Origin of the sequence: Nisaea sp. (assembly GCF_039990255.1) — a bacterium.
Classification (GTDB): domain Bacteria; phylum Pseudomonadota; class Alphaproteobacteria; order Thalassobaculales; family Thalassobaculaceae; genus Nisaea.
This window is the reverse complement of sequence record NZ_JBDXGG010000018.1, coordinates 1,205,991-1,229,673: the sequence shown is the minus strand read 5'-3', so window position 1 is coordinate 1,229,673 and position 23,683 is coordinate 1,205,991. Positions and strand designations below refer to the sequence as shown.

At 56.5% G+C, this 23,683-nt stretch carries 20 protein-coding genes; 8 read left to right on the top strand and 12 right to left on the bottom strand.

What is annotated here, in order from left to right:
- Positions 1 to 167: 167 nt before the first annotated feature.
- A complete protein-coding gene (locus ABJ076_RS16055) occupies positions 168 to 620 on the top strand; it encodes a YtoQ family protein (protein ID WP_348185131.1) in 453 nt (150 codons plus the stop codon).
- 108 nt (positions 621 to 728) lie between these two features.
- Here ABJ076_RS16055 and ABJ076_RS16050 read toward each other — a convergent pair whose 3' ends face one another.
- A complete protein-coding gene (locus ABJ076_RS16050; RefSeq protein ID WP_348185129.1) occupies positions 729 to 1,832 on the bottom strand; it encodes an ABC transporter substrate-binding protein in 1,104 nt (367 codons plus the stop codon).
- A gap of 311 nt (positions 1,833 to 2,143) precedes the next feature.
- Here ABJ076_RS16050 and ABJ076_RS16045 point away from each other — a divergent pair, with 311 nt between their 5' ends.
- Positions 2,144 to 2,830, top strand: coding sequence for an amino acid racemase (locus tag ABJ076_RS16045; protein WP_348185127.1), 687 nt, complete (start codon positions 2,144 to 2,146; stop codon positions 2,828 to 2,830).
- A gap of 72 nt (positions 2,831 to 2,902) precedes the next feature.
- Here the strand turns inward: ABJ076_RS16045 and ABJ076_RS16040 are convergent, their stop codons facing one another.
- A complete protein-coding gene (locus tag ABJ076_RS16040) occupies positions 2,903 to 3,430 on the bottom strand; it encodes a MarR family transcriptional regulator (RefSeq protein WP_348185125.1) in 528 nt (175 codons plus the stop codon).
- Between the two features lie 396 nt (positions 3,431 to 3,826).
- On the opposite strand from ABJ076_RS16040, the gene ABJ076_RS16035 reads away from it, so the two are divergent.
- Positions 3,827 to 5,128: an FAD-binding oxidoreductase gene (locus ABJ076_RS16035; protein ID WP_348185123.1), complete on the top strand. Its 1,302-nt coding sequence runs from the start codon at positions 3,827 to 3,829 to the stop codon at positions 5,126 to 5,128.
- Between the two features lie 11 nt (positions 5,129 to 5,139).
- Here ABJ076_RS16035 and ABJ076_RS16030 read toward each other — a convergent pair whose 3' ends face one another.
- Entirely contained in the window at positions 5,140 to 6,729 is a 1,590-nt protein-coding gene (locus tag ABJ076_RS16030; RefSeq protein WP_348185121.1) for a peptide chain release factor 3, read from the bottom strand.
- Positions 6,730 to 6,834: 105 nt separating this feature from the next.
- Between ABJ076_RS16030 and ABJ076_RS16025 the strand changes: the two genes are divergently transcribed.
- The 3 genes from ABJ076_RS16025 (at position 6,835) to ABJ076_RS16015 (ending at position 10,849) form a co-directional block, all read left to right on the top strand.
- A complete protein-coding gene (locus ABJ076_RS16025; RefSeq protein ID WP_348185119.1) occupies positions 6,835 to 7,845 on the top strand; it encodes a P1 family peptidase in 1,011 nt (336 codons plus the stop codon).
- Positions 7,846 to 7,901: 56 nt separating this feature from the next.
- Entirely contained in the window at positions 7,902 to 9,659 is a 1,758-nt protein-coding gene (locus ABJ076_RS16020) for an adenylate/guanylate cyclase domain-containing protein (protein ID WP_348199773.1), read from the top strand.
- Positions 9,660 to 9,763: 104 nt separating this feature from the next.
- A complete protein-coding gene (locus ABJ076_RS16015) occupies positions 9,764 to 10,849 on the top strand; it encodes a mandelate racemase/muconate lactonizing enzyme family protein (RefSeq protein WP_348185115.1) in 1,086 nt (361 codons plus the stop codon).
- A gap of 24 nt (positions 10,850 to 10,873) precedes the next feature.
- Here the strand turns inward: ABJ076_RS16015 and ABJ076_RS16010 are convergent, their stop codons facing one another.
- The gene (locus ABJ076_RS16010) at positions 10,874 to 12,496 is read right to left on the bottom strand and encodes an acyl-CoA synthetase (RefSeq protein ID WP_348185113.1); all 1,623 of its coding nucleotides are present in this window, start codon (positions 12,494 to 12,496) and stop codon (positions 10,874 to 10,876) included.
- Between the two features lie 135 nt (positions 12,497 to 12,631).
- Here ABJ076_RS16010 and ABJ076_RS16005 point away from each other — a divergent pair, with 135 nt between their 5' ends.
- A complete protein-coding gene (locus ABJ076_RS16005; protein WP_348185111.1) occupies positions 12,632 to 13,285 on the top strand; it encodes a DsbA family oxidoreductase in 654 nt (217 codons plus the stop codon).
- Here ABJ076_RS16005 and ABJ076_RS16000 read toward each other — a convergent pair.
- The 5 genes from ABJ076_RS16000 to ABJ076_RS15980 all read right to left on the bottom strand — a co-directional run bounded on the left by ABJ076_RS16000 (position 13,282) and on the right by ABJ076_RS15980 (position 19,353).
- Positions 13,282 to 14,055, bottom strand: coding sequence for a DUF4197 domain-containing protein (locus ABJ076_RS16000; protein WP_348185109.1), 774 nt, complete (start codon positions 14,053 to 14,055; stop codon positions 13,282 to 13,284). The genes ABJ076_RS16005 and ABJ076_RS16000 overlap by 4 nt on opposite strands.
- A gap of 15 nt (positions 14,056 to 14,070) precedes the next feature.
- On the bottom strand, positions 14,071 to 14,277 hold the full coding sequence (locus tag ABJ076_RS15995) for a hypothetical protein (protein WP_348185107.1): 207 nt from the start codon (positions 14,275 to 14,277) through the stop codon (positions 14,071 to 14,073).
- A 50-nt stretch (positions 14,278 to 14,327) separates the two neighbouring features.
- Positions 14,328 to 15,509 (bottom strand): oxidoreductase, encoded by a 1,182-nt coding sequence (locus ABJ076_RS15990; protein WP_348185106.1) that lies wholly within the window; start codon positions 15,507 to 15,509, stop codon positions 14,328 to 14,330.
- 84 nt (positions 15,510 to 15,593) lie between these two features.
- A complete protein-coding gene (gene mfd / locus ABJ076_RS15985; protein WP_348185104.1) occupies positions 15,594 to 19,088 on the bottom strand; it encodes a transcription-repair coupling factor in 3,495 nt (1,164 codons plus the stop codon).
- Between the two features lie 4 nt (positions 19,089 to 19,092).
- Complete coding sequence (locus ABJ076_RS15980) at positions 19,093 to 19,353, bottom strand: succinate dehydrogenase assembly factor 2 (RefSeq protein ID WP_348185102.1); 261 nt, start codon at positions 19,351 to 19,353, stop codon at positions 19,093 to 19,095.
- A 122-nt stretch (positions 19,354 to 19,475) separates the two neighbouring features.
- On the opposite strand from ABJ076_RS15980, the gene recG reads away from it, so the two are divergent.
- Complete coding sequence (recG, locus tag ABJ076_RS15975) at positions 19,476 to 21,557, top strand: ATP-dependent DNA helicase RecG (RefSeq protein ID WP_348185100.1); 2,082 nt, start codon at positions 19,476 to 19,478, stop codon at positions 21,555 to 21,557.
- Here recG and ABJ076_RS15970 read toward each other — a convergent pair.
- The 3 genes from ABJ076_RS15970 to ABJ076_RS15960 all read right to left on the bottom strand — a co-directional run bounded on the left by ABJ076_RS15970 (position 21,554) and on the right by ABJ076_RS15960 (position 23,630).
- Positions 21,554 to 21,949, bottom strand: coding sequence for a RidA family protein (locus ABJ076_RS15970; RefSeq protein ID WP_348185098.1), 396 nt, complete (start codon positions 21,947 to 21,949; stop codon positions 21,554 to 21,556). The two genes, recG and ABJ076_RS15970, sit on opposite strands and share 4 nt — an antisense overlap.
- A gap of 36 nt (positions 21,950 to 21,985) precedes the next feature.
- Positions 21,986 to 22,684 (bottom strand): DUF502 domain-containing protein, encoded by a 699-nt coding sequence (locus ABJ076_RS15965; RefSeq protein ID WP_348185096.1) that lies wholly within the window; start codon positions 22,682 to 22,684, stop codon positions 21,986 to 21,988.
- 70 nt (positions 22,685 to 22,754) lie between these two features.
- On the bottom strand, positions 22,755 to 23,630 hold the full coding sequence (locus ABJ076_RS15960; RefSeq protein ID WP_348185094.1) for an alpha/beta hydrolase: 876 nt from the start codon (positions 23,628 to 23,630) through the stop codon (positions 22,755 to 22,757).
- Positions 23,631 to 23,683 lie beyond the last annotated feature (53 nt).

Genomic DNA, 23,683 nt, shown 5'->3' with positions numbered 1-23,683 from the left:
TGTGATCACCCATCTTTCTTTGAAATAGATAAGATTCAGTTAAACATGATTTGGGCAAGATTTTTCATCAAGATGCAAATAGGCTTAAACGCTGTAAATAGCGCGGCAGACTGTAGAAAAACAGGAATCTGCGCTATCAAGTGCGTTCTGTTCTGTAGGAGGCTCTCATGACTGATCTTGAAGTTTATTTGTCCGGTGAAATTCACACGGACTGGCGCTCTGAAATCGAAGAAGCAGTGAAAGCTGCCGGATTGCCAATCATCTTCACAGCACCGGTAACCGTTCACGAAAATAGCGACGATTGCGGCGTGTCCATTCTCGGCGGTGAGGACAATCCATTCTGGGCAGACCACAAAGGCGCGAAGGTCAATGCGATCAGAACCCGAACGTTGATTGAACGTGCTGACATTGTCGTTGTTAGGTTCGGTGACAAGTACAAACAATGGAATGCCGCATTCGATGCTGGATATGCGGCCGCTCTCGGAAAGCCTCTGATCGTTCAACACGATCCGTCTCTTACCCATCCGCTGAAAGAAGTTGACGGCGCGGCGTTGGCCGTTGCGGAAACGCCTGCGCAGGTCGCTGCGATCCTGCATTATGTGATTACCGGAAAGCTTTAAGGTCAAGCGTATAAGCCGATGAAACATTGAGTTTTCATCGGCAGTTTGGCCGCAGAGCTGGAGCTTCGGCTTTTTCGTTCAGGATATTTAAAACGATGTGCCTTCAACTTATTTTCGGATGAATTCTCCGTCTTTCACGACCACAAGCGTTAGTGCTCTGTCCCCGTCTCCAAAGCCGTCGAACCCGATTTCCTGCTGTAGCCCCTTCAGCCCCCTGATACCCAGCAATTTCGATTTCAAATCCGCAGCACCATCCGTGTTTCTCATGGCCGCAAACAAGATCTGTGCCGCGTCGTAAGAGGTAATGCTCGATTGAGAGGGAAGAACACCAAATAGCCCGGTAAATGCGTCGCGAAACCGCACATACTGCGCGCTCGTGTCATTCCGGTCATAATTCTCGCCAAGCAGCATGCCTTCAGCGGCGCGGCCGCCAAGGACAACCAGATTTTCAGATGCGGACCAGGAAGTCGCCAACAGCTGCATATGTTCATTTGTTTTTTTGATTTGCTGTGCAATCTGCGCGGTATCGATGCCATTTGCCAGAACAAGAACCGCATCAGTTTGCGCCTTAAGCAATGCCGCAACAGTGGCGCTCAGACCTTTTGAATTTCCCGCGTCAAACGGAATTGACGCTGTAACGGTGCCGCCATTTTTCTCGAACTCCGCGCGAAACGTCTCCACCCAGGGGCCGGTGAACAGTTCATTATTTGCATCTGACGCGACAGCGATCTTGTTATATCCTTCGGCATACAATCTTCTTGCATAATGTTCCGCATCCTTGCGGCTGCTTGATGCCATTCGGAAAAAGTGATCATCTTTTCCGACGAGCGATGCCGCAAGCACTGTTGGAGAGACAGTCACAATCTCTGCCTCATTAATAATTGGAACGACGCCGCCCGCCACGACGCTCCGAATGGGGCCGATGATCGCGCGAACCTGAGCTTTTACAAGGGAGCGCGCAGCATTAGCCCCCCCTTCTTTCGTGCTCATGTCATCGCGAACGAGGAGTTCAATTTTGCGCCCATTTATGCCGCCCGCCGCATTGACTTCGTCAACAGCCAGTTGAACGGCATTTCGCCCTGATATACCCAGTTCCGATGCGCGTCCTTCGAAATCGGCGATGAATCCTATTCGAATGGGTTCCGGCTCACTGCATCCAAATAGAAAAAAAAGGCCGCCGAAAACAAAAATAAGGCGTTGAAAACGGCACATATAATTCATCGCATGAAAGTTGATGATAGCCTTATATCTGCAGCAAAAAGTTACATTTTCGTAAATTTCCGCAGAAACCAGAATTATCTCCTTCTGGACTTTCGAAAGCTTTTCAACGAACCCGAATTCTCACGATAGAGTTTCGAGGTATCACGCGGTGAAAGTCAAATGGGGGGTAATTGATGACTGATCTTGAAATCTGTTTGGCCCATGAGTTTCCTACGAACTGCCGTTTGGAAACTGAATATGCAGTTTTTGAGATCCTGAAATATGTCGTTACCGAAATTTTTTGAGATAAGGCGCATAAGCCAATGAAACATATTGGAATCGTCGGCTGCTCAGCCGAAGGCGCAGCACTGTGCTACAAAACGATCTGCACTGAAGGTGCAAAGCGCCTCGGCGCACACAGACATCCTGAGATATCGATGCATACACCATCGCTCTCAGAATATGTCAGATACCTGGATGCTGGCGATCTGAATGGAGTTGGAGATTTGGTGCTCGATTCCGCGCGCCGGCTGGAACGTGCCGGCGCCGACTTTCTAGTCTGCCCGGATAACACAATCCACCAAGCGTTTGATTATGTGGTGGAACGATCCCCTCTTCCCTGGCTTAACATCGCCGAAGAAACTGCGATGGTTGCGCGTGAACTCCAGTCTAAGAAGGTCGGAATTCTCGGCACGCGATGGTTGGTTGAGAGTAACGTTTATCCGGAGAGATTTGAGGCGTTCGGCATTGATTGGATGAGGCCGGATCCAGAGGAAATTGCTGAAATCGACCGCATCATCATGGACGAACTCGTTCCGGGCAATTTCCTCGCAACATCAATCTCGTATTTCCAGGAGCTTATTCGGAAAATGAAGAACCGCGGGGCCGATTCTGTTGTGCTTGGCTGTACAGAGATACCGCTCATCATTAGAGACGATAACAGCGCGCTCCCGACCTTGGATTCGACGCGAACGCTGGCACGCTCCGCACTCGAAGCAGCGACCGCCTGATCCCTTCCCTCGAACAACAAAACGCGCCGCTCAAGAGCAGCGCGTTCCGCAGTTTTTCGGATGTAGGGGGAATTATCCGAAAGTAATGTATTCAGCCCAGATCTGATCCAGTTGACGCAACGTGGCGGTCGCGTTTTCCATACCACGCAGAAGCTCACCGCGACCGCTGGTGAATTCCATGTGGCGCGCTTCCAGTTCCCGGAGCCGGCTGACAATGTCCCTGCCCTTAGGAGACAACCGCAGGCGCACTGAGCGGCGGTCATGTGCGGCGCGCTCCTGTTCCAGGTATCCATATTCGGACAGCTTCTTGACGTTATAAGAAACGGTCGAGGCCTGGTAACCCTTGCGATGGATAAGATCCCGGACAGGGATATCCTCGTCCCCGATACCGACAAGCATCAATGCCTGTGACGGGTTGATGTTGTTGATCCCCATGGATTCGAGTTCCACGCGAACAACATCGAGATACCGGCGATGCAACCTGTCGAGCATCGAGGTCAGTTCCAGATAGCCCGACCGCACGGTTTCGGCGGATGCGCCGATGCCGATATCAGCCGTATCGATCTTCAGAGCAGAGCGTCGAAGTGTCTGTACGGTCATGGTGTGTCTCCGCATTGCATGAGCAGTTGCTTCCGATTTGATGCTATTCCATCAAAATGGTTTCTATTTGTAAAGCTTAATCGATAAATGACGTTACGAATGATTGTCATCAAATTGTATGCGCTTACATTGCTTCGCTAATAGCCTGATTTCCTTCTAAAAATTGAAAAGAAATTCACAGAAAATATCGCGCTGCACAAGCGTGGCTCTCTGAAGTTTGCCGTTTTTGAAGAGGTGATGGTTAAATTTTTATGCCGTTAGCCATTCGGGAGAGCGATTGACCAACGCGACCGCTCAGCGATTATAAGAACAGGACCTCAACGCAAGGCAGGGCAAGGAAGTCGGTTTCTGTACAAAATCCGGCTCAAGAACCTCCGATAGAAGATGGAAACGAGAATGACTGACCTGGAGCGGCGCAGCATTGGATATGTGGACACATATTACGGCCGAACCCTCAAGGCGCCCATCTCACGCCCGTCTCTAACGCACGATCTCGACTGTGATATCTGTGTTATCGGAGGCGGTATGGCTGGGCTTGCTACGGCCCTGGGTCTTGCAGAGCGTGGAAAGAATGTTGTCCTGCTTGAGGCCCATCGGGTTGGTTGGGGAGCATCAGGCCGCAATGGCGGATTTGTAAGTAGCGGTTACAGCCTTGGGTCGGATGATATCGAAGCCGTAGTTGGCAGCGAGGATACAGATGCGCTTTTGCGTCTTACCCTCAACGCCCTTGCCCTGATCCGCTCACGGCTTGATCGATATGGCATAGATGCCGGGCCGATGCGGAACGGGATTATGAAAGCGTCCTGGTACAAGAATGCCGATGGCCTGAAAGCCAGTGCAGAGAAGATGAACAAGCGGTTCGATCTCGGACTCGAATTCAAGAATCGCGAGGAGATGAAGGAACTCTACCGCACAGAGCGGTACCATGAAGGCCTCCTGGACCCGACGGCATTTCAGTTTCATTCCCTGAACTTCACCAACGGTATCGCGGATGCTTGCACCAGTCTGGGAGCAACAATCTTTGAAAACAGCGCCGTAACTCATATGGATCTCAGCGCGGACAAAAAACGGATCGATACGGCGACTGGTAGCGTAACGGCCAATCAGGTCGTGATCTGCTGTTCGGGCTATATCGGCAGCCTGCATTCGAAGCTGTCTCGTGCCACTTTGCCGGTCGGTACGTATGTGGTCCTCACTGAACCACTCGGCGATCGGTTAAAAGATGCTATCAGAACACCCTATGCGACGTCCGATAGCCGTATCGCCAATGACTATTACAGAGCCCTCCCCGATACCAGGTTGCTATGGGGCGGACGTGTCAGCTCCAATCTCTCGCCGCGTAAGTTGGGCCAGAAGATGATTAGCGACATTCTCAAGATTTATCCCCAGCTAGAAGGTATCCGGGCCGAGGTCGCCTGGCCCGGGACCATGGGTTATTCGGTGCATAAGATGCCTCAGATAGGCCGTCTGCAACCGGGTGTCTGGTACAATCAGGGTTATGGCGGGCATGGCATGTGCGCAACCACGGCCGGCGGAGAGGTCGTCGCAAAAGCGATCGCCGAGGATGACGAGACTTATCAGCTGTTCTCCCCCTTCGGCCTCAATTTTGCTGGTGGACCGCTCGGTCCACTCATTGCCCAATGTGCATATTGGGGCTTTCAGATACAGGACCGTTGGCAGGCCTGGCGCTCGCGCTGAAGGTCAAGCACCTAGGCCATCTGCTCCTTCACTTTCAGGAATGTGATCTTCGGCCAGTTCTCGGCCGTGTGCTGCAGGTGCCAGCCATTGCGGGCCATGAAGACCGGCATGTTGTCGTGATCGTCGCCCAGGTCGCCCTGGTTGGCATCAATGAACTTCTTCATCTCCGCCGGATCGTCGGCTTCCAACCAGCGCGCTGTGTGCAGGCCCGCGGTCTCGAAGCTCACAGGGACGTCGTATTCGGTACGAATCCGGTCTGCCAGCACCTCAAACTGTAGAGCGCCGACAACGCCAACGATCCAGCTTCCGCCAATCCGGGTCTTGAAAGCTTTCGCAGCCCCCTCCTCCGCAAGCTGGACGATGGCTTTCTCCAGATGCTTGGCCCGGAGCGGGTCTGTCGGACGCACCCGTTGTAGCAGTTCCGGCGCAAAGCTCGGTATACCGCTGAACTGCAGATCTTCACCCTCGGTCAGAGCGTCTCCGATCCGCAGGTTTCCATGGTTCGGAATGCCGATGATATCGCCCGGCCAGGCTTCGTCCGCGATCTCACGGTCCTGGGCCAGGAACATCACCGGGTTATGAATATTCATGGTCTTGCCGCTGCGGACATGCTTCAGCTTGGCGCCACGTTTGAAATGGCCGGAGCAGATCCGGGCGAACGCGATGCGGTCCCTGTGTTTCGGGTCCATATTCGCCTGAATCTTGAAGACGAAGGCCGAGACCTTTTTTTCATCTGGCGTCACTTCACGGGATTTCGTCGATTGCGGTCGCGGCTGGGGGGCGTAACGGGCGACACCGCCAAGCAGTTCGCGAACCCCGAAATTATTCACCGCACTGCCGAAATAGACCGGTGTCATGCTGCCGCCGAGGAATGCTTCCGGATCAAAATCCGGGCACAAACCACGCGCCATCTCGACTTCCTCTCGAAGCTGATTTGCGGCAGACGCAGGCAGCAACTCGTCAAGTTTCGGGTCATCCAGCCCGTTACAGGTCAAGCCCTCGTCCGGCGCGTCGTGACTGCCTCGATCCATCAGGATCAGCTTGTCGTTCAGAAGGTCGTAACAGCCCTTGAAAGCTTTGCCCATGCCGATCGGCCAGCTCGCCGGCGTCACGTCCAGCGCGAGTTTCTGCTCGATCTCGTCCAGCAGCTCGAAACTGTCCCGCGCCTCGCGATCCATCTTGTTCACGAAGGTGATGATCGGCACATCGCGAAGGCGGCAAACCTCGAACAGCTTCAGGGTCTGTTCCTCGATACCTTTCGCGCCGTCGATTACCATGATCGCGCTGTCGACAGCCGTCAGAGTCCGGTAGGTGTCTTCCGAAAAGTCTTCGTGGCCCGGAGTATCAAGCAGGTTGAAGGTATTGTTCCCATAGTCGAAGGTCATGACCGACGAGGCGACGGAAATGCCGCGCTCGCGTTCGACCTTCATCCAGTCGGAATGAGAGCGCCGCTGCTGACCGCGCGCTTTCACGGCACCGGCCATCTGGATTGCGCCACCGAACAGGAGCAGCTTCTCGGTCAGGGTGGTCTTACCGGCATCCGGGTGCGCGATGATCGCGAAAGTGCGCCGGCGCCCCACAGCGTCGTCAAGGGAACTCATCTAATCGTCCTTATTGGGGATCGCCGTCGTATATAAAGACTTTGTCCGGTCAGTCCAATAGCGGATCCTGACGAGCGGCTATGCGGAAACAGGAGGCCTTTAGAAGTGCAGCCGGGGAAACTCAATCTAATTACCGATGTTTCGGGCCTCCTTGTGGGCAATGCCCATGGCGAAGACTTGCGGAGCGGTGTCACCGTTCTGGTGCCGCACGGCGAATTAGTTGCCGCGGTTGATTCGCGTGGTGGAGGGACCGGATCGCGCGAGTTCGACCTGTTACGGCCCGAAGCAACCGTTCAGAGTGTGAATGCGATTGTCCTGAGCGGCGGGTCCGCCTTCGGGCTCGATGCGGCAGGCGGCGTGATGGCCAGCCTGCGGGCAAAAGGTATCGGATATAGAGCTGGCACTTCAATTGTGCCCATTGTTCCCACTGCAATCCTCTTCGACCTCAATAATGGCGGTGACAAGGACTGGGGAGACTCATCGCCATATCCGGCCCTTGGCCAAACAGCCTTCGACTCAGCATCAGTTAATTTCGACCAGGGCAATGCAGGGGCAGGATTTGGCGCTAATGCAGGCGGGTTCAAAGGCGGACTCGGCAGTGCATCAGTTCAGGTTGCCGATGATGGCACAACGGTCGGCGCATTGGTTGCCGTAAACTCGGTCGGCGCTGTCACCTATCCCGTTTCCGGGGCATTCTACGCTTGGGGCTCCGAAGCGGGTAACGAATTTGGCGGCGTCCTGCCCGTCGCCGAAGACAGAGGAAATGCGGTGCGTATGCCTAAACTCGCAGGACCGAGGGAAAACACGACAATCGGTATTGTGGCGACAGACGCGGCACTGACCAAATCCCAGTGCCAGCAATTCGCCATTATGGCGCATCAGGGATTAACCCGCGCCATTCGCCCTGCAAACACACCATTTGACGGAGATGTGGTTTTCGGGGTTTCCACTGGTATCCGGCCTCTTGCGGATCCGGTGCTCGATCTGGCAACACTTGGCGCACATGCTGCGGATTGTCTGGCCCGTGCAGTTGCGCGCGGGATCTTTGAAGCTGACAGTCAGGGTCAATCCGTAAGCTATCGGGAAAAGTTTGGATTTTCATGCCAGACGAACTGAAAACTTCCAGTCAAAGGATCAGTATCCGCACCTTATTGCTGAGGGATGTTGGCGGATTGTTTTTGATCGCCCTCGTGGCGGTGATGGCTGTTACGCTCTATTTTGGCAATCAGGGCGGACTGGCCGTTGTCAGGGAAAGTGCCAACGCCACGATTGGCACGATCAAGCAAACATTGTCGGCACATACGCGACCAGCTCTGAAGGCTGCAGAATTCGTCGGCAAGAACATCATGCCGAAAGGTACCCTGCTGAATGCTGCCTCGCGGGAAATGGCGCAGACTGTTCTACAGCTGGAGCCCCATATTCGCGCACTGGCCTTTGTCTGGGATGGCGGTCCGCTGATCTGGATCGCATCCGATGGAAGCAGCGGCAAACGTCCCGTACCCCCGGGATCTTTTGACGATGAGGCCGTTCATGAAGCACGCCGGATCGGAGCCCCGTTTCTTGCGTCGGCGTTTTATTCGAAAAGCGCCGGAACCGCTCTCGTCAGCGCGCGCAGTCCAGTTTTCGATAAGGATGGCGCTTACATCGGTGTTTCAGCCGCGGTATTTTCACCGTTGGATATCTCTGTATTCCTGCGGGATGCAGGCATTGGAGACGGCGCTGTATTTGTATTGGATGAGAAGGATCGTTTGCTTGCCCACCCGATCCTGACGGACCCAAGCATGCAAGCGCTGATGTCCGAGGATAAGCCGCTGCTTAATGCAACCGAACTGGGCGACCCGATACTGGCCGCTTTACTTGACCCTGAACGCCGCGACGCTGGAACGCTCGATAAAGATACCGGCCTGAAATACTGGACGGCTGAAATAGAGGATAAAAAATATGTCGCTCTTGCTCAGCAGGTCTCCGTAACACGCGGAAATCGCTATACGGTCGGTGTCTATATCGACCAATCAGATTCAAGCTATACTGATATGATCCGCTACTTGGGCTTCGGCGCAATCGCAGGGTTGATTGTGATGGGCCTTGCAATGCTCAGGCTGCGACAGCTTGCCGAACGGATTAGCCAACCGGTCACGGAATTGGCGTCCGCGTCCAACGCAATTGCAAGACTCGACCTTGAAACGGTACCGGAAATCCAAAGTAATCCGGTCCGCGAGTTCAATGACGCAGCGGACGCGTTCAACGCTATGATCGCCGGTCTGGCGCAGTTCCGGGTCTATGTTCCGCGATCACTTGTCATGGAAATTCTTCGGGAACGCGGCAGCAAAGGTGTGCCATCCGTTGAGCGTGAGGTGACAATTCTGTTTTCGGATATTGTCGGCTTCACGGGAATTTCGCAAAAATATCCGCCGGATGAGCTTGTCGAGATGCTCAATGACCATTTCACACTGATGAACGGTGCGATCGAGGCGGAAGGCGGCAATATCGACAAATACTCGGGCGACAGCGTGATGGCTTTCTGGGGCGCTCCAGCGATACGAAAGGACCATGCAGCAGCCTGTTTGCGGGCAGCCAGTAGAATTTCCCATTTACTTCGCGAAGATAACCAGCGGCGGCTCGAACAAGGCGCTGACCCGATCCATATTCGGATCGGCATTGCGACAGGCAAAGCCATTGTCGGCAACATCGGAGCGCCAGACCGGATCAATTATACGATCATCGGCGATACGGTAAATGTGGCAAACCGGTTGGAGCAATTGGGGAAACAAGTATCGCCGGACGCGGATATCTGCGTTTTGGTTGCTGCGGAAACAGCGGCATCGGCAGACAATCCCGAGAACATCTCCAATGTAGGCATGTTCGAACTGCGTGGCAGGACCGGTTCGGTTCAGGTTTTCCAGATGAACCTTGAGGACGCCCCCTCTTAACGAACCAGAAGAATATTGCTTTCATCCGTATTCGCGTCTTCCGAGCGAGTTCAGCTAAGCTCCCTCCCGAACGGTACAAAAACGCCGTCAGGGAGGAAGCAAAAATGAAAATAAAGTCAGTCGACGTCATTCCCCTGCAGATTCCATTCGAGGACGGAAGCACCGGAAGCGGTCTGATGCCAACCAAATGGACCACTCTCGAAATCGTGCTTGTCCGGATAGAGACGGAAGACGGCATTGTCGGGTGGGGCGACGGATTCGCTTATTCCTGCCGCCGGGCAGTGGCAGCGGCAATCGAAGATATGGTCGCGCCCCTGCTCGTGGGGCGTGAAATAGATGACATAGCCGCGCTGAATTTGGAATTGCAGCAGCGCCTCCATCTGCATGGCCGGTATGGCATCACAATGTTCGCCATATCCGCCATCGATATCGCCCTTTGGGATATCGCTGCGAAGCATGAAGAGACGTCGCTCGCCAGACTGCTGGCCGTTCGTCCGAGAACGTCTCTACCAGCATATGCCAGCCTTATGCGGTATGCGGAGCCGGACCTTGTCCGCTCCTTCGCGGCCAAGGCTGTCGCTGAGGGTTACAAGACCGTCAAACTGCATGAAATATCCCTCGATGCCATCAAAGCCGGCCGACAGGGTGCTGGGACGGAAACCAAGCTTGCGACGGACGTAAATTGCAACTGGTCCATCGAGCAGGCACACGAAATTATACCTCATATGCGGCGTTTGGACCTTTATTGGGTCGAGGAGCCAGTGTTTCCTCCGGATGATGCGGAAGCTCTGGGCATGCTGCAGGCCGAATACGGTGTAGCAATTGCCAGCGGCGAGAATGCCTGCACTTCGGTAGAGTTCGCCCGCACCGCGCCGCACATCAAGTACCTTCAGCCGAGCGTGACCAAGGTCGGCGGTGTCAGCGAGTTCCTGAGAGTCTGCGATGTTGCAGAGGAATACGGTGCATCTGTGATGCCGCATGCGCCCTATTTTGGCCCTGGCTACTGGGCAACGATACAGCTCACCGCCGCGCGCGAGATCTGCGAGCAGTTCGAGCATCTCTATATCGAACCTGAGGCCTATCTCGATCCGTCGATCCCGCTGCCGTCCAGCGGCGAAGTGGAAGTCCTGGACCGTCCGGGAATAGGCTTTGAGCCCGACCCGGACATAATCAAGAGATTCAAGATCTAAACAACACCCTGTAACAGCAAGAAATCAAAGATCTTTTGCCTTGTCCCGCAATACAAATTTTTGAATCTTGCCGGTAGATGTCTTGGGCAGGTCGCCAAAGACGATGGTGCGCGGTGCCTTGAAAGGCGCCATATGCTCACGGCACCATTCCGTAACCTCTTCCACACCGACCTCACCGGCACCGGGGGCGAGAGTGACGAAGGCACAAGGCGTTTCGCCCCACTTCTCGTCTGGCTTGGCGACCACAGCGGCTTCCATGATTTTCGGATGCTTGTAGAGAACTTCCTCAACCTCGAGAGAGGAAATGTTCTCGCCGCCGGAAATGATAATGTCCTTCGAGCGATCCTTGACCTCAGCATAGCCATCGGGGTGTAGAACCGCTAGATCGCCTGACCGGAACCAACCGTCGGTCAACGCTTCCGCCGTAGCTTTCGGGTTCTTAAGATACCCCTTCATCACCGTGTTGCCGCGCAGGCAAAGCTCGCCAATGGTTTCTCCGTCCGCCGGCACAGCCTCACCAGTATCCGGATCACTCACCCGCATGTCTTCCAGCGTCGGGTACCAGACGCCTTGCCGGGCCATGCGTTGGGCCTTCGTATCCAGGTCGAGAGCGTCCCATTCCGGTGGCCAGGCACAGATTGTCGAGGGACCGTAAGTTTCAGTCAGGCCATAGAGATGGGTGACCGAAAAGCCCATAGTTTCCATGGAAGAGATGACCGCGCTTGGCGGAGCGGCTCCACCGGTGGCGATATTTACGCGCTGGGAAAACGCTTTCTTCTGCTCCGCCGGAGCATGAATGAGCATGGTCAGCACAATCGGCGCCGCACACATATGACTGACGCCATGCTCTGCGATCTGCTCGAAAATCAACGCCGGATCGACCTTTCGCAGGCAGACATGTGTGCCGCCGACCGCGGTTACCCCCCAGGTATAGGTCCAGCCGTTGCAATGGAACATCGGAAGCGTCCATAGATAGCTGCAGCTGGAGGTCAGACCGAAGGCAATTGCATTGCCCATGGCGTTCAGATAGGCGCCACGATGGTGATAGACTACGCCTTTCGGGTTGCCAGTGGTTCCGGATGTGTAATTGAGCGACATGGACTGCCACTCATCCGTGGGCCGCGGCCAGTCCGGCGCAGGCTCGCCCTCGGCGAGCAGCTCTTCATATTCTTTCTCTCCGAGTGGCTTGCCGCCTTCGGCCAGCGGATCGTCGATCCAGATGACCGGCGGCGGGTTTTCGATCTGCGCCAGCGCTTCTTCCATCACCGGCGCAAACTCTTTATCCACCAGCACCAGCTTTGCCTCGGCATGCACGAGGATAAAGGAAATGGTCATGGCATCGAGGCGGGTGTTGATGGCATTCAGCACCGCGCCCGCCATAGGAATACCATAGTGCGATTCGAGCATCGCCGGCGTGTTTGGCGCCAGAACCGAAACAGCATCACCCTGTCCGATACCGCGTTTCCGTAAAGCATCGGCTAAGCGTCTGCTACGATTCAGAAAATCACCGTAGCTGCGGCGCAGGGCGCCATGGATAATGGCCGTTTTCTGAGGAAATGTTGCCCCCGCACGCTCAAGGAAATCGGATGGCGTCAGCGCCGCATAGTTCGCCCGATTTTTCGAAAGCCCCGTTTCAAAGATCGACATGACCGCCCGCAAATGTTTCTCTGTCCCCGTTAAGTGACATGGTTTCTTCCTTACGATAAACCGTCAAGCACTGGAAGAATGCTGTTGCGCGCTAGCAGCACGCGATCCAGACAGAACGGGCTCCGGAGCCGCACTATGACCCAAATCGATATATTCTCCGACGTCATTTGCCCATGGTGTTTCATCGGCAAACGGCGTCTTGAACGGGCATTAACGGCTCGGCCACTGCCGAACTTGACCATTCAGTGGCGGGCGTTTCAGCTGAATCCCGAAATGCCGCCCGAAGGCATGGACCGGCAGGCCTATCTTGAAAACAAATTCGGCGGCCCTGATCGGGCAACGCAGATCTATGACAACATCAAGCGCATGGGCGACGGAGAGGGCATTGATTTCCGCTTTGACCTTATCCAGCGCACACCGAATACGGTCCTCGCCCACCGCACAATCAATCTTGCGACCGTGATCGGAACGTCGGATGCGTTGATGGAGCGGATGTTCGTGGCCTACTTCACCAAAGGCGTCGATATCGGCGAAATCGACAATCTAGTGGAATTGGCGGAACAGTCCGGCATGAAGCCGGATGATACCCGCGAATGGCTCGAAAGCAGCGGCGGAACCAGTGAGGTGATGGCCGAAACCCGGTTTGCTTACGAGAATGGCATCAACGGCGTGCCTTGCTTCATCTTCAACCGGCAATATGCGGTATCGGGCGCACAGGAACCGGAAGCCTTCTTCCCTCTCTTGGATATGGACAGCTCGGACAATACGGTAGTGGCTAATCAGGCCTAACTGCCGAAGACCTTCTTCAGCAAATCCGTGGATCGGGCGACAGGATCTGTCCTGATCGCCTTTTCCTCTATCGCGAGGTAATGGAAGAGTCCGTCCAGCGCCTTCCCGACAACGTGCGTCGACAGTTCGGCCTTCGCATCCGGGACGAAAGGTATTTTCGCATATTGCCCGACGAAAGCGTCGTAGCTCTGCACCACGCCAACTTTGGACATCGAGCTCTCCACAACCGGCGTAAAGCGGGCCGTCAATTTTTCGCTGGTTCGCTGTTGGAACCATCGCGTGGCCGAATCGTCGGGGCCCTCGTAGATTGCTTTCACATCCTCAAGGCTCATCGACGAAATCGCATCGGAGAATATGGCGCCAGCTTCTGGTGCTGCAGTTTCCGCCGCCCGGTTCATCCGCAACTCCAAATCGTCGGCAAGAGAGCCAAAACCGGCTGTATCCAGGAATTTCCGCGCTGTCTGCAGACTCTCCGGCAACGGAATATGCACGGCGCTGTCACCGAAATAACCATTCGATGCGCTAAGCTGGGCGACGATTTTCTCGGTACCGACGCTGAGCGCCTCCTTCAAACCGGCGAATATGGTTTCGTTATCGAGCCCCGTGACTGATCCGGCCTGGCTGCTGCCGCCCAACGAGTTCAAAAGCCCCTTTGCCGTTCCGAACAAATCGCTCTGGGCACGTGCTGTGCCCGCGGTAACTGTCACCGAGAGCGAAACAGAGGCGCCAAGGAAACCGCGGCGGGAATACAGTCGTTCAATCACAGGCATATCGTCTCTCTGCGGTTAGAGGGCCGATGTCGTATCGGTAATCACTCGCTGTTTCGTCTGATCCAGGCGATTGTGATCATCAGGTACAACATAACCATTAATTGGATCTGAGGATGCTTCAACTCCGGCCAAATTGCGAGCTTTGCGACCAAGGTCATCCGCCGGCCTCTGACGATGCCGTAATACTTTATTATGAACACCCACGCCGATATCGACGCTCATGGGGCCCGCACCGACGATATTGCGCCTGAAGAACGCTGAGTGCGGTCGGCCTATAGGCCCGGTCTGAAATGGTCCTGCCAGAGCAAGGCATTCGCAGCCTTTCGCCGGTTAACCTGTATCAAAGCGTCCTCAACCGAGCCACCTTCATCTGCCGTTCCGTGTGTTCCCAGTTGGCGCAGCCGCTGCGTATACCATGCCGTGACGCCACCTGGCGGCGTTGAGGAAAATCGAGGAAAAACAGTTTCATCCCCGGATTTTCTCATCCATTTACCCGGCAATCTCGGGTCAAGCGCCAGAGCCCGAGCCAATCCGATCATATCGACAGCACCAGATAATAGTGCCTCTTCCGCTTCCGCCCGTTTTTTGAAACCACCCGCCGTCATCAACGGCTTGCCAGTGCGGGCGCGTGCCGACCGTGCGAAATCGAGAAAATAGGGACCGGCTTTGGTACCGTCACTGGCAGCGGCCGCTCCCGGGAAATAGGCACCGCCGCTGATATCGATCAAATCGATATCCGTCTCGTCCAGCATCGTAACGAGGTCAAGTGCCTCCGTTTCCTCGATACCGCCCGCAAGCTGATCGGTTGCGTTGATCTTGACGGCGACAGGGAAACCGGGACCGACAGCGGTTCGTACCGACGCAATGATATCGAGCAAAAGCCGTGCGCGCCGTTCATGACTGCCGCCCCAATCGTCGTTTCTGCGGTTGAATAGTGGGGACAGAAACTGGTTGAGCAGAAAGCCGTGGGCCGCATGAATTTCAACGCCGGTAAAACCGACAGATCTGGCATTAAGAGCCGCTTTTGCATAGGCAGCAGGCAGTGCCCTTACCTCTGTAGCCGTCATTTCAACGGCATGAATCCCCGATACATCGAGCGCCGATGGCGCTTTCGCCGGACCGGAAACCGGCACCGCCAGCGCGCCGGCATGGCCAAGCTGAGCCCAGAAATGGCTATCGTTGATGGTTGCAGCGTCTGACAAGGCGCGGAAGCGCTCCGGGGCGCTTAGAGGCTCAACAACGAGGTTCCCATAATTTTCGGGCGCCCATGGGGCGATTTGCACCTCGCCGACCAAAGACATCGCAGCGCCGCCGCCGGCCCAAAGCCCGTAAAGATGCTGCTGTGCATCAGTCGGCGCGCCTCGGCCATCGCCGAGATCGTCGGACATGGCAGCTTTGGCGATACGGTTCTTCAGAACCGCGCCGCAGGGAAGGCGCAACGGTTTGTCCAGCATCAATGCTCTCCACCATCTCGATAACGCGGAAAGGCTAACGTACCGTCCGGCCGCGCATTAGTTCTCTCTCAGAAAGGCTTCCCCTCATCCGCCCTGGGAGGCAATTGCCACCAGCTCTTGCATCAGTCCGGTTAGACCCCGCACCCGCACGTCCTTCTGCTCCCATGCCCGGCGATAAACCAGTTTGTGGTCCGGCCTGAGCTGAACAGAGCCAGCCTGCTTCGCAATAAAGCCGACAAGCCCGCGTGGATTGGAAAAATCGTTGTTCCGGAAGGTAAGAACGGCACCCTTTGGCCCTGCATCCACTCGCTCGACCCCGGCCAGTTTGCAAAGCTGCTTGATGGCGATGATCTTCAGAAGATTCTCGACTTCCGGCGGCAAGGTGCCGAATCGATCCGCCAGCTCGGCCGCAAAGCTGTCGATCTCCGCCTCGTCCACCAAATTGGCGATCCGGCGATAGAGGCTGAGCCGGACCGTTAGGTCCTGGACATAGTTTTCCGGGATGAGAACCGGCGTGCCGAGGGAGATCTGCGGGGTCCACTGCTCCTCCGGCTCCATGCTCTCGAAGCCCCCTTCCCGTGCCGCCTGAACAGCTTCCTGCAGCAGATGCTGGTAAAGCTCGATGCCGACTTCCTTCACCTGACCAGACTGTTCCTCGCCCAGCAGGTTACCGGCGCCACGGATATCCATGTCGTGGCTGGCAAGACTGAAGCCGGCGCCGAGACTATCGAGGGTCTGCATCACCTCAAGCCGACGCTTGGCGTCCGCCGTCAGGACCTTGGTCGGGTGCGTGGTGAGATAGGCATAGGCTCTGGTCTTGGAACGTCCAACCCGGCCACGCAGCTGATAGAGCTGTGCCAGACCGAACATGTCGGAACGGTGGATGATGATGGTGTTTGCGTTCGGAATATCGAGACCGGACTCAACAATATTGGTGCTGAGCAGGATATCGTAGGCTCCGTCGCAGAACTTGGTCATCACGTTCTCAAGCTCAGTCGGACTCATCCGGCCATGTGCTGTGGCGATGCGAACTTCCGGTACCAACTGGGTCAGCCGGTCATGCATGCGCGGCAGATCGTCGAGGCGCGGGCAAACATAGAAGGTCTGACCGCCACGATAATGCTCGCGCATTATGGCTTCACGGATGACCAACCCGTCATAAGGCATGACGAAGGTGCGGACGGCCAGGCGGTCGACCGGCGGCGTGGTGATCAGGCTCATCTGCCGGACCCCGCTCAACGCCATCTGCAGCGTCCGTGGGATAGGCGTCGCGGTCAGAGTTAGCACGTGGATGGCCGAACGCAGTTCCTTCAGGCGCTCCTTCTGAGCGACACCGAAATGCTGCTCCTCGTCGACAATCACCATGCCAAGATTGGAGAAGCGAATACTTTTCGCCAACACGGCATGAGTGCCAACGACGATACTGCAATCGCCATTCGCCAGTTCTTCCTTGATCGCTGTCTGGTCCTTGGCTGGCACCATGCGAGAGAGCTGCCGCACCTTGACCGGCAGGCCCTTGAACCGCTCTACGAACTGGCTGAAATGCTGGCGGGCCAACAGCGTTGTCGGCACCACGACGGCAACCTGATAGCCTTGCATCGCAACCACCATGGCGGCGCGCAAAGCCACTTCAGTCTTGCCGAAGCCGACATCGCCACAGACCAACCGGTCCATGGGGCGTCCCTTGTTCAGATCATTCAGTGTTTCCTCAATGGCGCGAAGCTGGTCGTCCGTTTCGGTATAGGAGAATTTGGCACAGAACTCGTCATAGGCGCCGGTTGGCGTCGGAACTGGGTCGGTCTCTCGCACTTCGCGCTCAGCGGCAAGCCGAATCAGCTGTTCCGCCATGTCGCGTAGACGTTTTTTGACCCTGGCCTTCCGGGCCTGCCAGGCGGCACCGCCAAGTTTATCCAGTTGCCCACCTGACTCCTGAGAGCCGTAGCGGGACAGCACATCAATGCTTTCAACCGGGACGAACAGCTTGTCGCCACCGAGATAGAGAAGCCGCAGGCAATCATGCGGCGCGCCGCCGATCTCGAGGGTCTCCAGTCCGTCATACTGGCCGATGCCGTGTTCCACATGAACGACATAATCGCCCTCGTTCAGGGCGGAGACTTCCTGAAGAAATTCCTCGCCCCGGCGTCCGCGCCGAATTGATGGCCGGGCCAAACGCTCCCCGAGGATATCCTGCTCAGCGATGCAGAGTAGGTCGTCGCTGGCAAACCCCTGCTCAATCGGGAGTACAATGGCAGCGGCTGTGCCTTTCGGAAGCTTGCCTACTTCTTCCCATGACCCGACTGGCTGCAAACGCTCCAGCCCGTGCTCATGCAACAGAGAAACCAGCCGATCCCGAGAGCCGCTAGTGTATCCGGCAACCAATACCCGTCGATCTTCCGGCTCGTCCAGAATTCGGTCACGCACGGCGGCATAGAGATCTATGTCCGGCCGGGCCCGCGCCTCGGCAAAACCGACACCGCCATGTCCGCCGCAATCTAAAACCGTGGCGCCGTCGGCACCACTCTCGGGCAGATCGAATGGGGTGAAGCGCGCCCTTGGCAGGGATTGTTCAAGACTCTGCCAGTCGCGTTCGTTGAGATAGAGACTGTCCGGCGGTAACGGCCGATAGACACTGCCGCCGTCAGGCGTGCCGCGAACATAGAGGCTTTTGCGAGCTTCGTAGTATTCCTGGATCAGATCGAAACGCGCGCTCATAGCCGCGTCGACCTGATAGTCGAACGTCACCGGCGCCGAGCCCGTATAATCGATCAGGGTCTCCAAATCCTCATGGAACAGCGAAAGCCAGTGCTCCATGCCGACATGGCGTCTCCCTTCGCTGACTGCCTCGTAGAGTGGGTCCTTGGAAATTTCCCCACCAAAATGGGTCCGATAGCCGGAGCGAAAGCGTTTGATGCCTTCTTCGTCGAGGCGGAACTCTCCAACAGGGAAAATTTCGAAGGAGTCCAGTTTACCAGTCGTACGCTGGCTGACGGGGTCGAAGGAGCGGATTGTTTCGAGCTCGTCCCCGAAGAAATCGAGCCGCAACGGCTCTTCCGCACCTGGCGGGAAGACGTCGATAATGCCGCCGCGCACCGCGTATTCCCCAGCCTCCCGAACCGTCGCCGCACGGGTGTAACCATTTGCCTCGAAAAACCGGGCGATATCCTCAACCGGCTTGCTGTCACCAGGCTTCAGGGCAAGGCCCACGTCGGTGAAAAAGCTGCGTGAAGGAACACGCTGCAGCAAGGCATTCACCGTCGTTAACATCACGGCGCCGCCGGAAAGCCCTGTTGAGGCAAGCCGCGCAAGTGTCTCTACCCGCTGGCTTATCAAATCGCCATGCGGGGAAACGCGGTCATAGGGCAGGCAATCCCAGGCGGGCATGCTCAGGACCGTCTGTTCCGGCGCAAAGAAGCCAAGTGACTGGCGTAGGACGGCAAGACGTGAGTCGTCCCGTGCCACATGCACAACACCGCCATGGGCATCGGCCACTTCCAGCAGGACACGCGCGTCATGGCCTTCGGGCACGGATGAAAAGGCGGCGGACCCTGCATCCGCAAGGACAGATTTGTTATAAATCAAAAGACTATTCAACAAGTTTGAAGTTGCGAATCATATCGAGGATAGGCGTTTCATATTCCTCCGGCGCTTCTTCCTGGCCGGTAATCCACTTGTAGAGCCGTGGGTCGGGAATTTCGAGAAGGGTTTCATACGTGTCGAGCCCTTCTTCATCAAGATCCGCAATATGGGCGCGGGCAAAGGCGCCGAGCAAAAGATCGGTTTCCTTGGTGCCGGTGTAGGCGCTGCGGTAGATCAGCTTCTTCCGCCTCTCGTCGAGACCGGTCATTCGGCGCACTCCTTGTTTGTCAACGCGTTGCGCTAGGATATAAATCGAAGTCCTGGCATGTCAGCCCCCGGAACAGAGGCCAGCGGCTCCAAGCCGCGCCCTTAATAGCATCGGCGAGTAATTTGCGACCGGAAATTCTCTACTCCCTTTTTGCCGATACGACCCGCCTTCCCGGCGTGGGTCCGCGTATCGCGAAATTGCTGGAGACCTTGGCCGGGCGCGCGGTGCTGGATCTGCTTTGGCATCTGCCAAGCGGCATTATCGACCGCCGCTTCAATCCCCAGGTTGCCGACGCGCCGGATGATGTCATCGCAACCTTGATCATCAATGTCATAGAGCACCGACCGGGACGCAGCCGCAAGCAGCCGTACCGTGTGCTGGCCGAGGACGAGAGCGGTCAGCTCGATATCATCTTTTTTAATGCCAAACCGGACTATGTGGCCCAAATGCTTCCCGTCGGCACACGCTGTGCCGTCAGCGGCAAGGTCGAGCATTTCAATGGCCGTGCGCAGATGACACATCCGGATCACATGGTGCCGGCGGATGATGCTCAGAGCATCATGCAGGTCGAGCCGACTTATCCGCTAACAGGCGGCCTGACCCAGAAAACCCTGCGCAAAGCCATCACGGCTGGACTTGCAGGCGTTCCGGAATTGCCAGAATGGGGCAACAAGCCATTTCTGGCCGTACAACAGTTTCCGGCCTGGCGAGAGGCACTGTTGGCGGCCCATGCGCCAGGCTCGCTTGAGGATATCGATCCGCACGCTCAGCCGAGACGCCGCCTTGCCTATGACGAGCTGCTGGCAAATCAGTTGGCGCTGGCGCTCGTTCGGGCGCACCAGAAGCGCCAGAAGGGACGTGCGCTGACCGGTGATGGCCAGCTCCGCCGGACCGCCGAGCAATCCCTGCCCTTCACGCTGACAACGGCACAGGCGACGGCACTGACCGATATATATCGGGACATGACAGCGCCAGAACGCATGTTGCGGATGATCCAGGGCGATGTCGGCAGTGGCAAGACAGTTGTCGCGCTTCTGGCTATGTTGAATGCGGTCGAGTGCGGCGCTCAAGCCGCCCTGATGGCACCGACGGAGATTCTGGCACGGCAGCATTTTGCCTCCATGCAGCCGCTGGCGGAAGCAGCCGGGGTGCGGATCGCAGTGCTGACGGGCCGGGACAAAGGCAAGGCCCGGGAAAAGCTGGTCACAGAGATCGCCGAGGGCACGGTCGATATTGCCGTCGGAACCCATGCGCTATTTCAGGAAAGCGTGGTCTTCAAGGACCTGGCACTGGCCGTGATCGACGAGCAACACCGGTTCGGCGTGCATCAGCGCATGAGCCTTAGCGAAAAAGGCCTCGCAGTCGATACGCTGGTGATGACGGCGACACCGATCCCCCGGACATTGACCATGACAGCCTATGGCGATCTTGACGTCTCTCGGCTCAATGAAAAGCCTCCGGGGCGTCAGCCGATCGACACGCGGACCATTCCTCTCAATCGCCTTGCCGAGGTCGCCGAGGCCGTTGGCCGTAAAGCAGCGTCAGGCGACAAGGCCTATTGGGTCTGCCCATTGGTAGAGGAATCCGAAAAACTGGATGTTGCCGCCGCCGAAGAGCGGTTCCAACACCTGAGTCGGCTCTACCCAGACCGCGTCGGCCTCGTTCATGGCAAGATGAAAGCGGCGGAAAAAGACGCGGTGATGGACCAGTTCAAGAACGGTCCGCTGGATATCCTGGTCGCCACCACGGTGATCGAGGTCGGAGTCGATGTGCCCGCCGCGACGGTCATCGTGATCGAGCATGCGGAGCGCTTCGGGCTGGCACAGCTGCACCAGCTGCGCGGCCGGGTTGGCCGGGGGAGCGCGGCCTCCACCTGTCTACTGCTCTTCGGCTCCCCGATCTCTGAAGCCGGCCGTGCCCGGCTGGCCGTGATGCGTGATACCGAGGATGGATTTCGCATTGCCGAAGAGGATCTGAAGCTGCGCGGCGCCGGCGAAATCCTCGGCACAAAACAAAGTGGCCTGCCAACATTCAGGCTGGCCGATCTTGCCGCACACAGTGAACTGCTCGCCGCCGCCCGTGACGATGCCCGACTCGTGCTGAACAACGATCCAGATCTGAAGGGAGAGCGCGGCGAGTCACTTCGGGTGCTGCTCTACCTTTTCGAACGAGACGCGGCTATCCGGTATTTACGCGGAGGCTAGTCTTCTGCCTGGCAGATCGCTTCCGCCTCTATCTCCACGAGCCAGTCCGGATCGACGAACCCGGGGACTTCCATAACGGTACAGGCCGGGCGTATGTCAGCGAAGACCTCTCCATGTGCCCGGGCCGCCTCTTCCCAGGTTTTTGCGTCCGTCACAAGGATGCGAGTCCGGATTACATCCTCAATCGAGCCACCGGCGTCTTCTATGGCGGCCTTCACTATTTCAAGGCAGCGCACGGTCTGTCTGTAGACGTCACCGACTCCATCAGTCTTTCCATCGATCCCAATCGGCGCTGTTCCGGCAACCGAAATGAAATCTCCGACACGGACAGCTCTGCTAAAACCGATGATCGGCTCAAGATAAGAGCCGGAAGAAACAAGCTTACGCTGCATAACGAACCATTCATTTGTGACGTTTAATGGACAGAATTAGTCAGATGTCTCGACATGAATAACAGGCTTCGCCTGTTCTTCCATCGGGCGGCGATCCGGCGGTGTGACGATTCCTGCGGAGATCACCATCTTGATCCCCTCTTCCACGGTCATGGAGAGGCGATAAACATCCCGGTTCGGAAGGAACAACAGGAATCCTGATGTCGGGTTAGGAGTGGTCGGCAGGAAAACATTCACCATTGTTTCGTCTGTAACATGCTGCACCTCGCCAACGGTGCCGCCAGTGATAAAACCGACCGCCCAGATACCCCGACGCGGATATTCGATCAGGACCACTTCCCGGAAAGCGTTCGATTGCTGCGCCATCACGGTTTCCATGATCTGCTTGATCGCGCTGTAAACATTTCGAACCACGGGCATTCGCGCCAGCAGATGCTCACTGAACCGGATCATCCAGCGACCGAGAATGCCAGCCGTCAGCCAGCCGATCAGGGTCAAAGTGATCAGCATAACGATCAGGCCGATGCCTGGAACGGAGAATGGCAGGAAGTTCTCAGGATTATAGCGTTGCGGGATCAGTGGCATCACCTGGTTATCGATGAAATGGACGATGACCCAGGTCAGATACAAAGTAATACCGATAGGCGCTGTAATCAGAATGCCCGCGAACATATAGGCACGTAGACGGCCAAAAACTGTTGGCCGGACGACGCCCGGGTTTTTCTCTTTGGTCATTTGGATTGCCGCCTGATGTTCGATGCCCCAGCCTGACCATATAGGCACAAAATACCGGGACGCAAACGGTCTACTCGATGCTCAGGAACCCTTTGAGTTCTTCCAGGAGCCGACCTGGCACTTCTTCGGGGATATAATGCCCCGACGGGACGACGCTTCCGGTTACCGCACCGGTGGTATAGCGCTGCCAGACAGCCAACGGCTCGTAGAGCCGCCCGATGATCCCTTTCTCCCCCCACAGCGCATGGATCGGAATGTCGAGCAAGTGCTCGCGGTCGGCACGATCATGCTCCAGATCGATGGTGGCACCGGCACGATAATCCTCACAGGTGGCGTGGATAGTCTCCTGCATGGCGAAGCAGCGTTTGTACTCGGCCATTGCTTCCGGCGTTATCGCGGTACCGTCGGCCAGGAATTTAAGTTTCTTATCAAGGTAGAAATCCGGATCCTGTCCGATCATGCGTTCCGGATAGTCGGCAGGCTGGATCAGGAAGAACCAGTGATAATATGCCGCCGCGAAGGCCATATCTGTCGTCTCGTACATATCCAGTGTGGGGCAGATATCGAGTGTGCAGAGGTGAGTCACACGCTCCCGATGATCTCGGGCCAGGCGATGGCCGACACGCGCGCCCCGGTCGTGCCCGACCACAGCAAATTTCTCGATCCCTAGTGAGGACATTACTTCAGCCTGATCCCGTGCCATCTCCCGTTTGGAGTAAGGAGTATGCGCCGCATCAGTCGCCGGTTTTCCGCTGTCCCCGTAACCGCGCAGATCTGTTGCCACGACAGTGAAATGCTCCGCCAGAACCGGCGCAACCTTGTGCCAGATGACATGGGTTTGCGGATAGCCGTGCAACAGGAGGAGTCCGGGGCCGCTGCCACCAACCACCAATTCGATCTCTGTTCCGGAGGTCGTTATCCGACGTTTCTCGAAGCCTTCGAACATGTTCTTTCGCCCCATCTTTGGTCATGCCATTGTTTGGTGGTGCAATTCTGGCG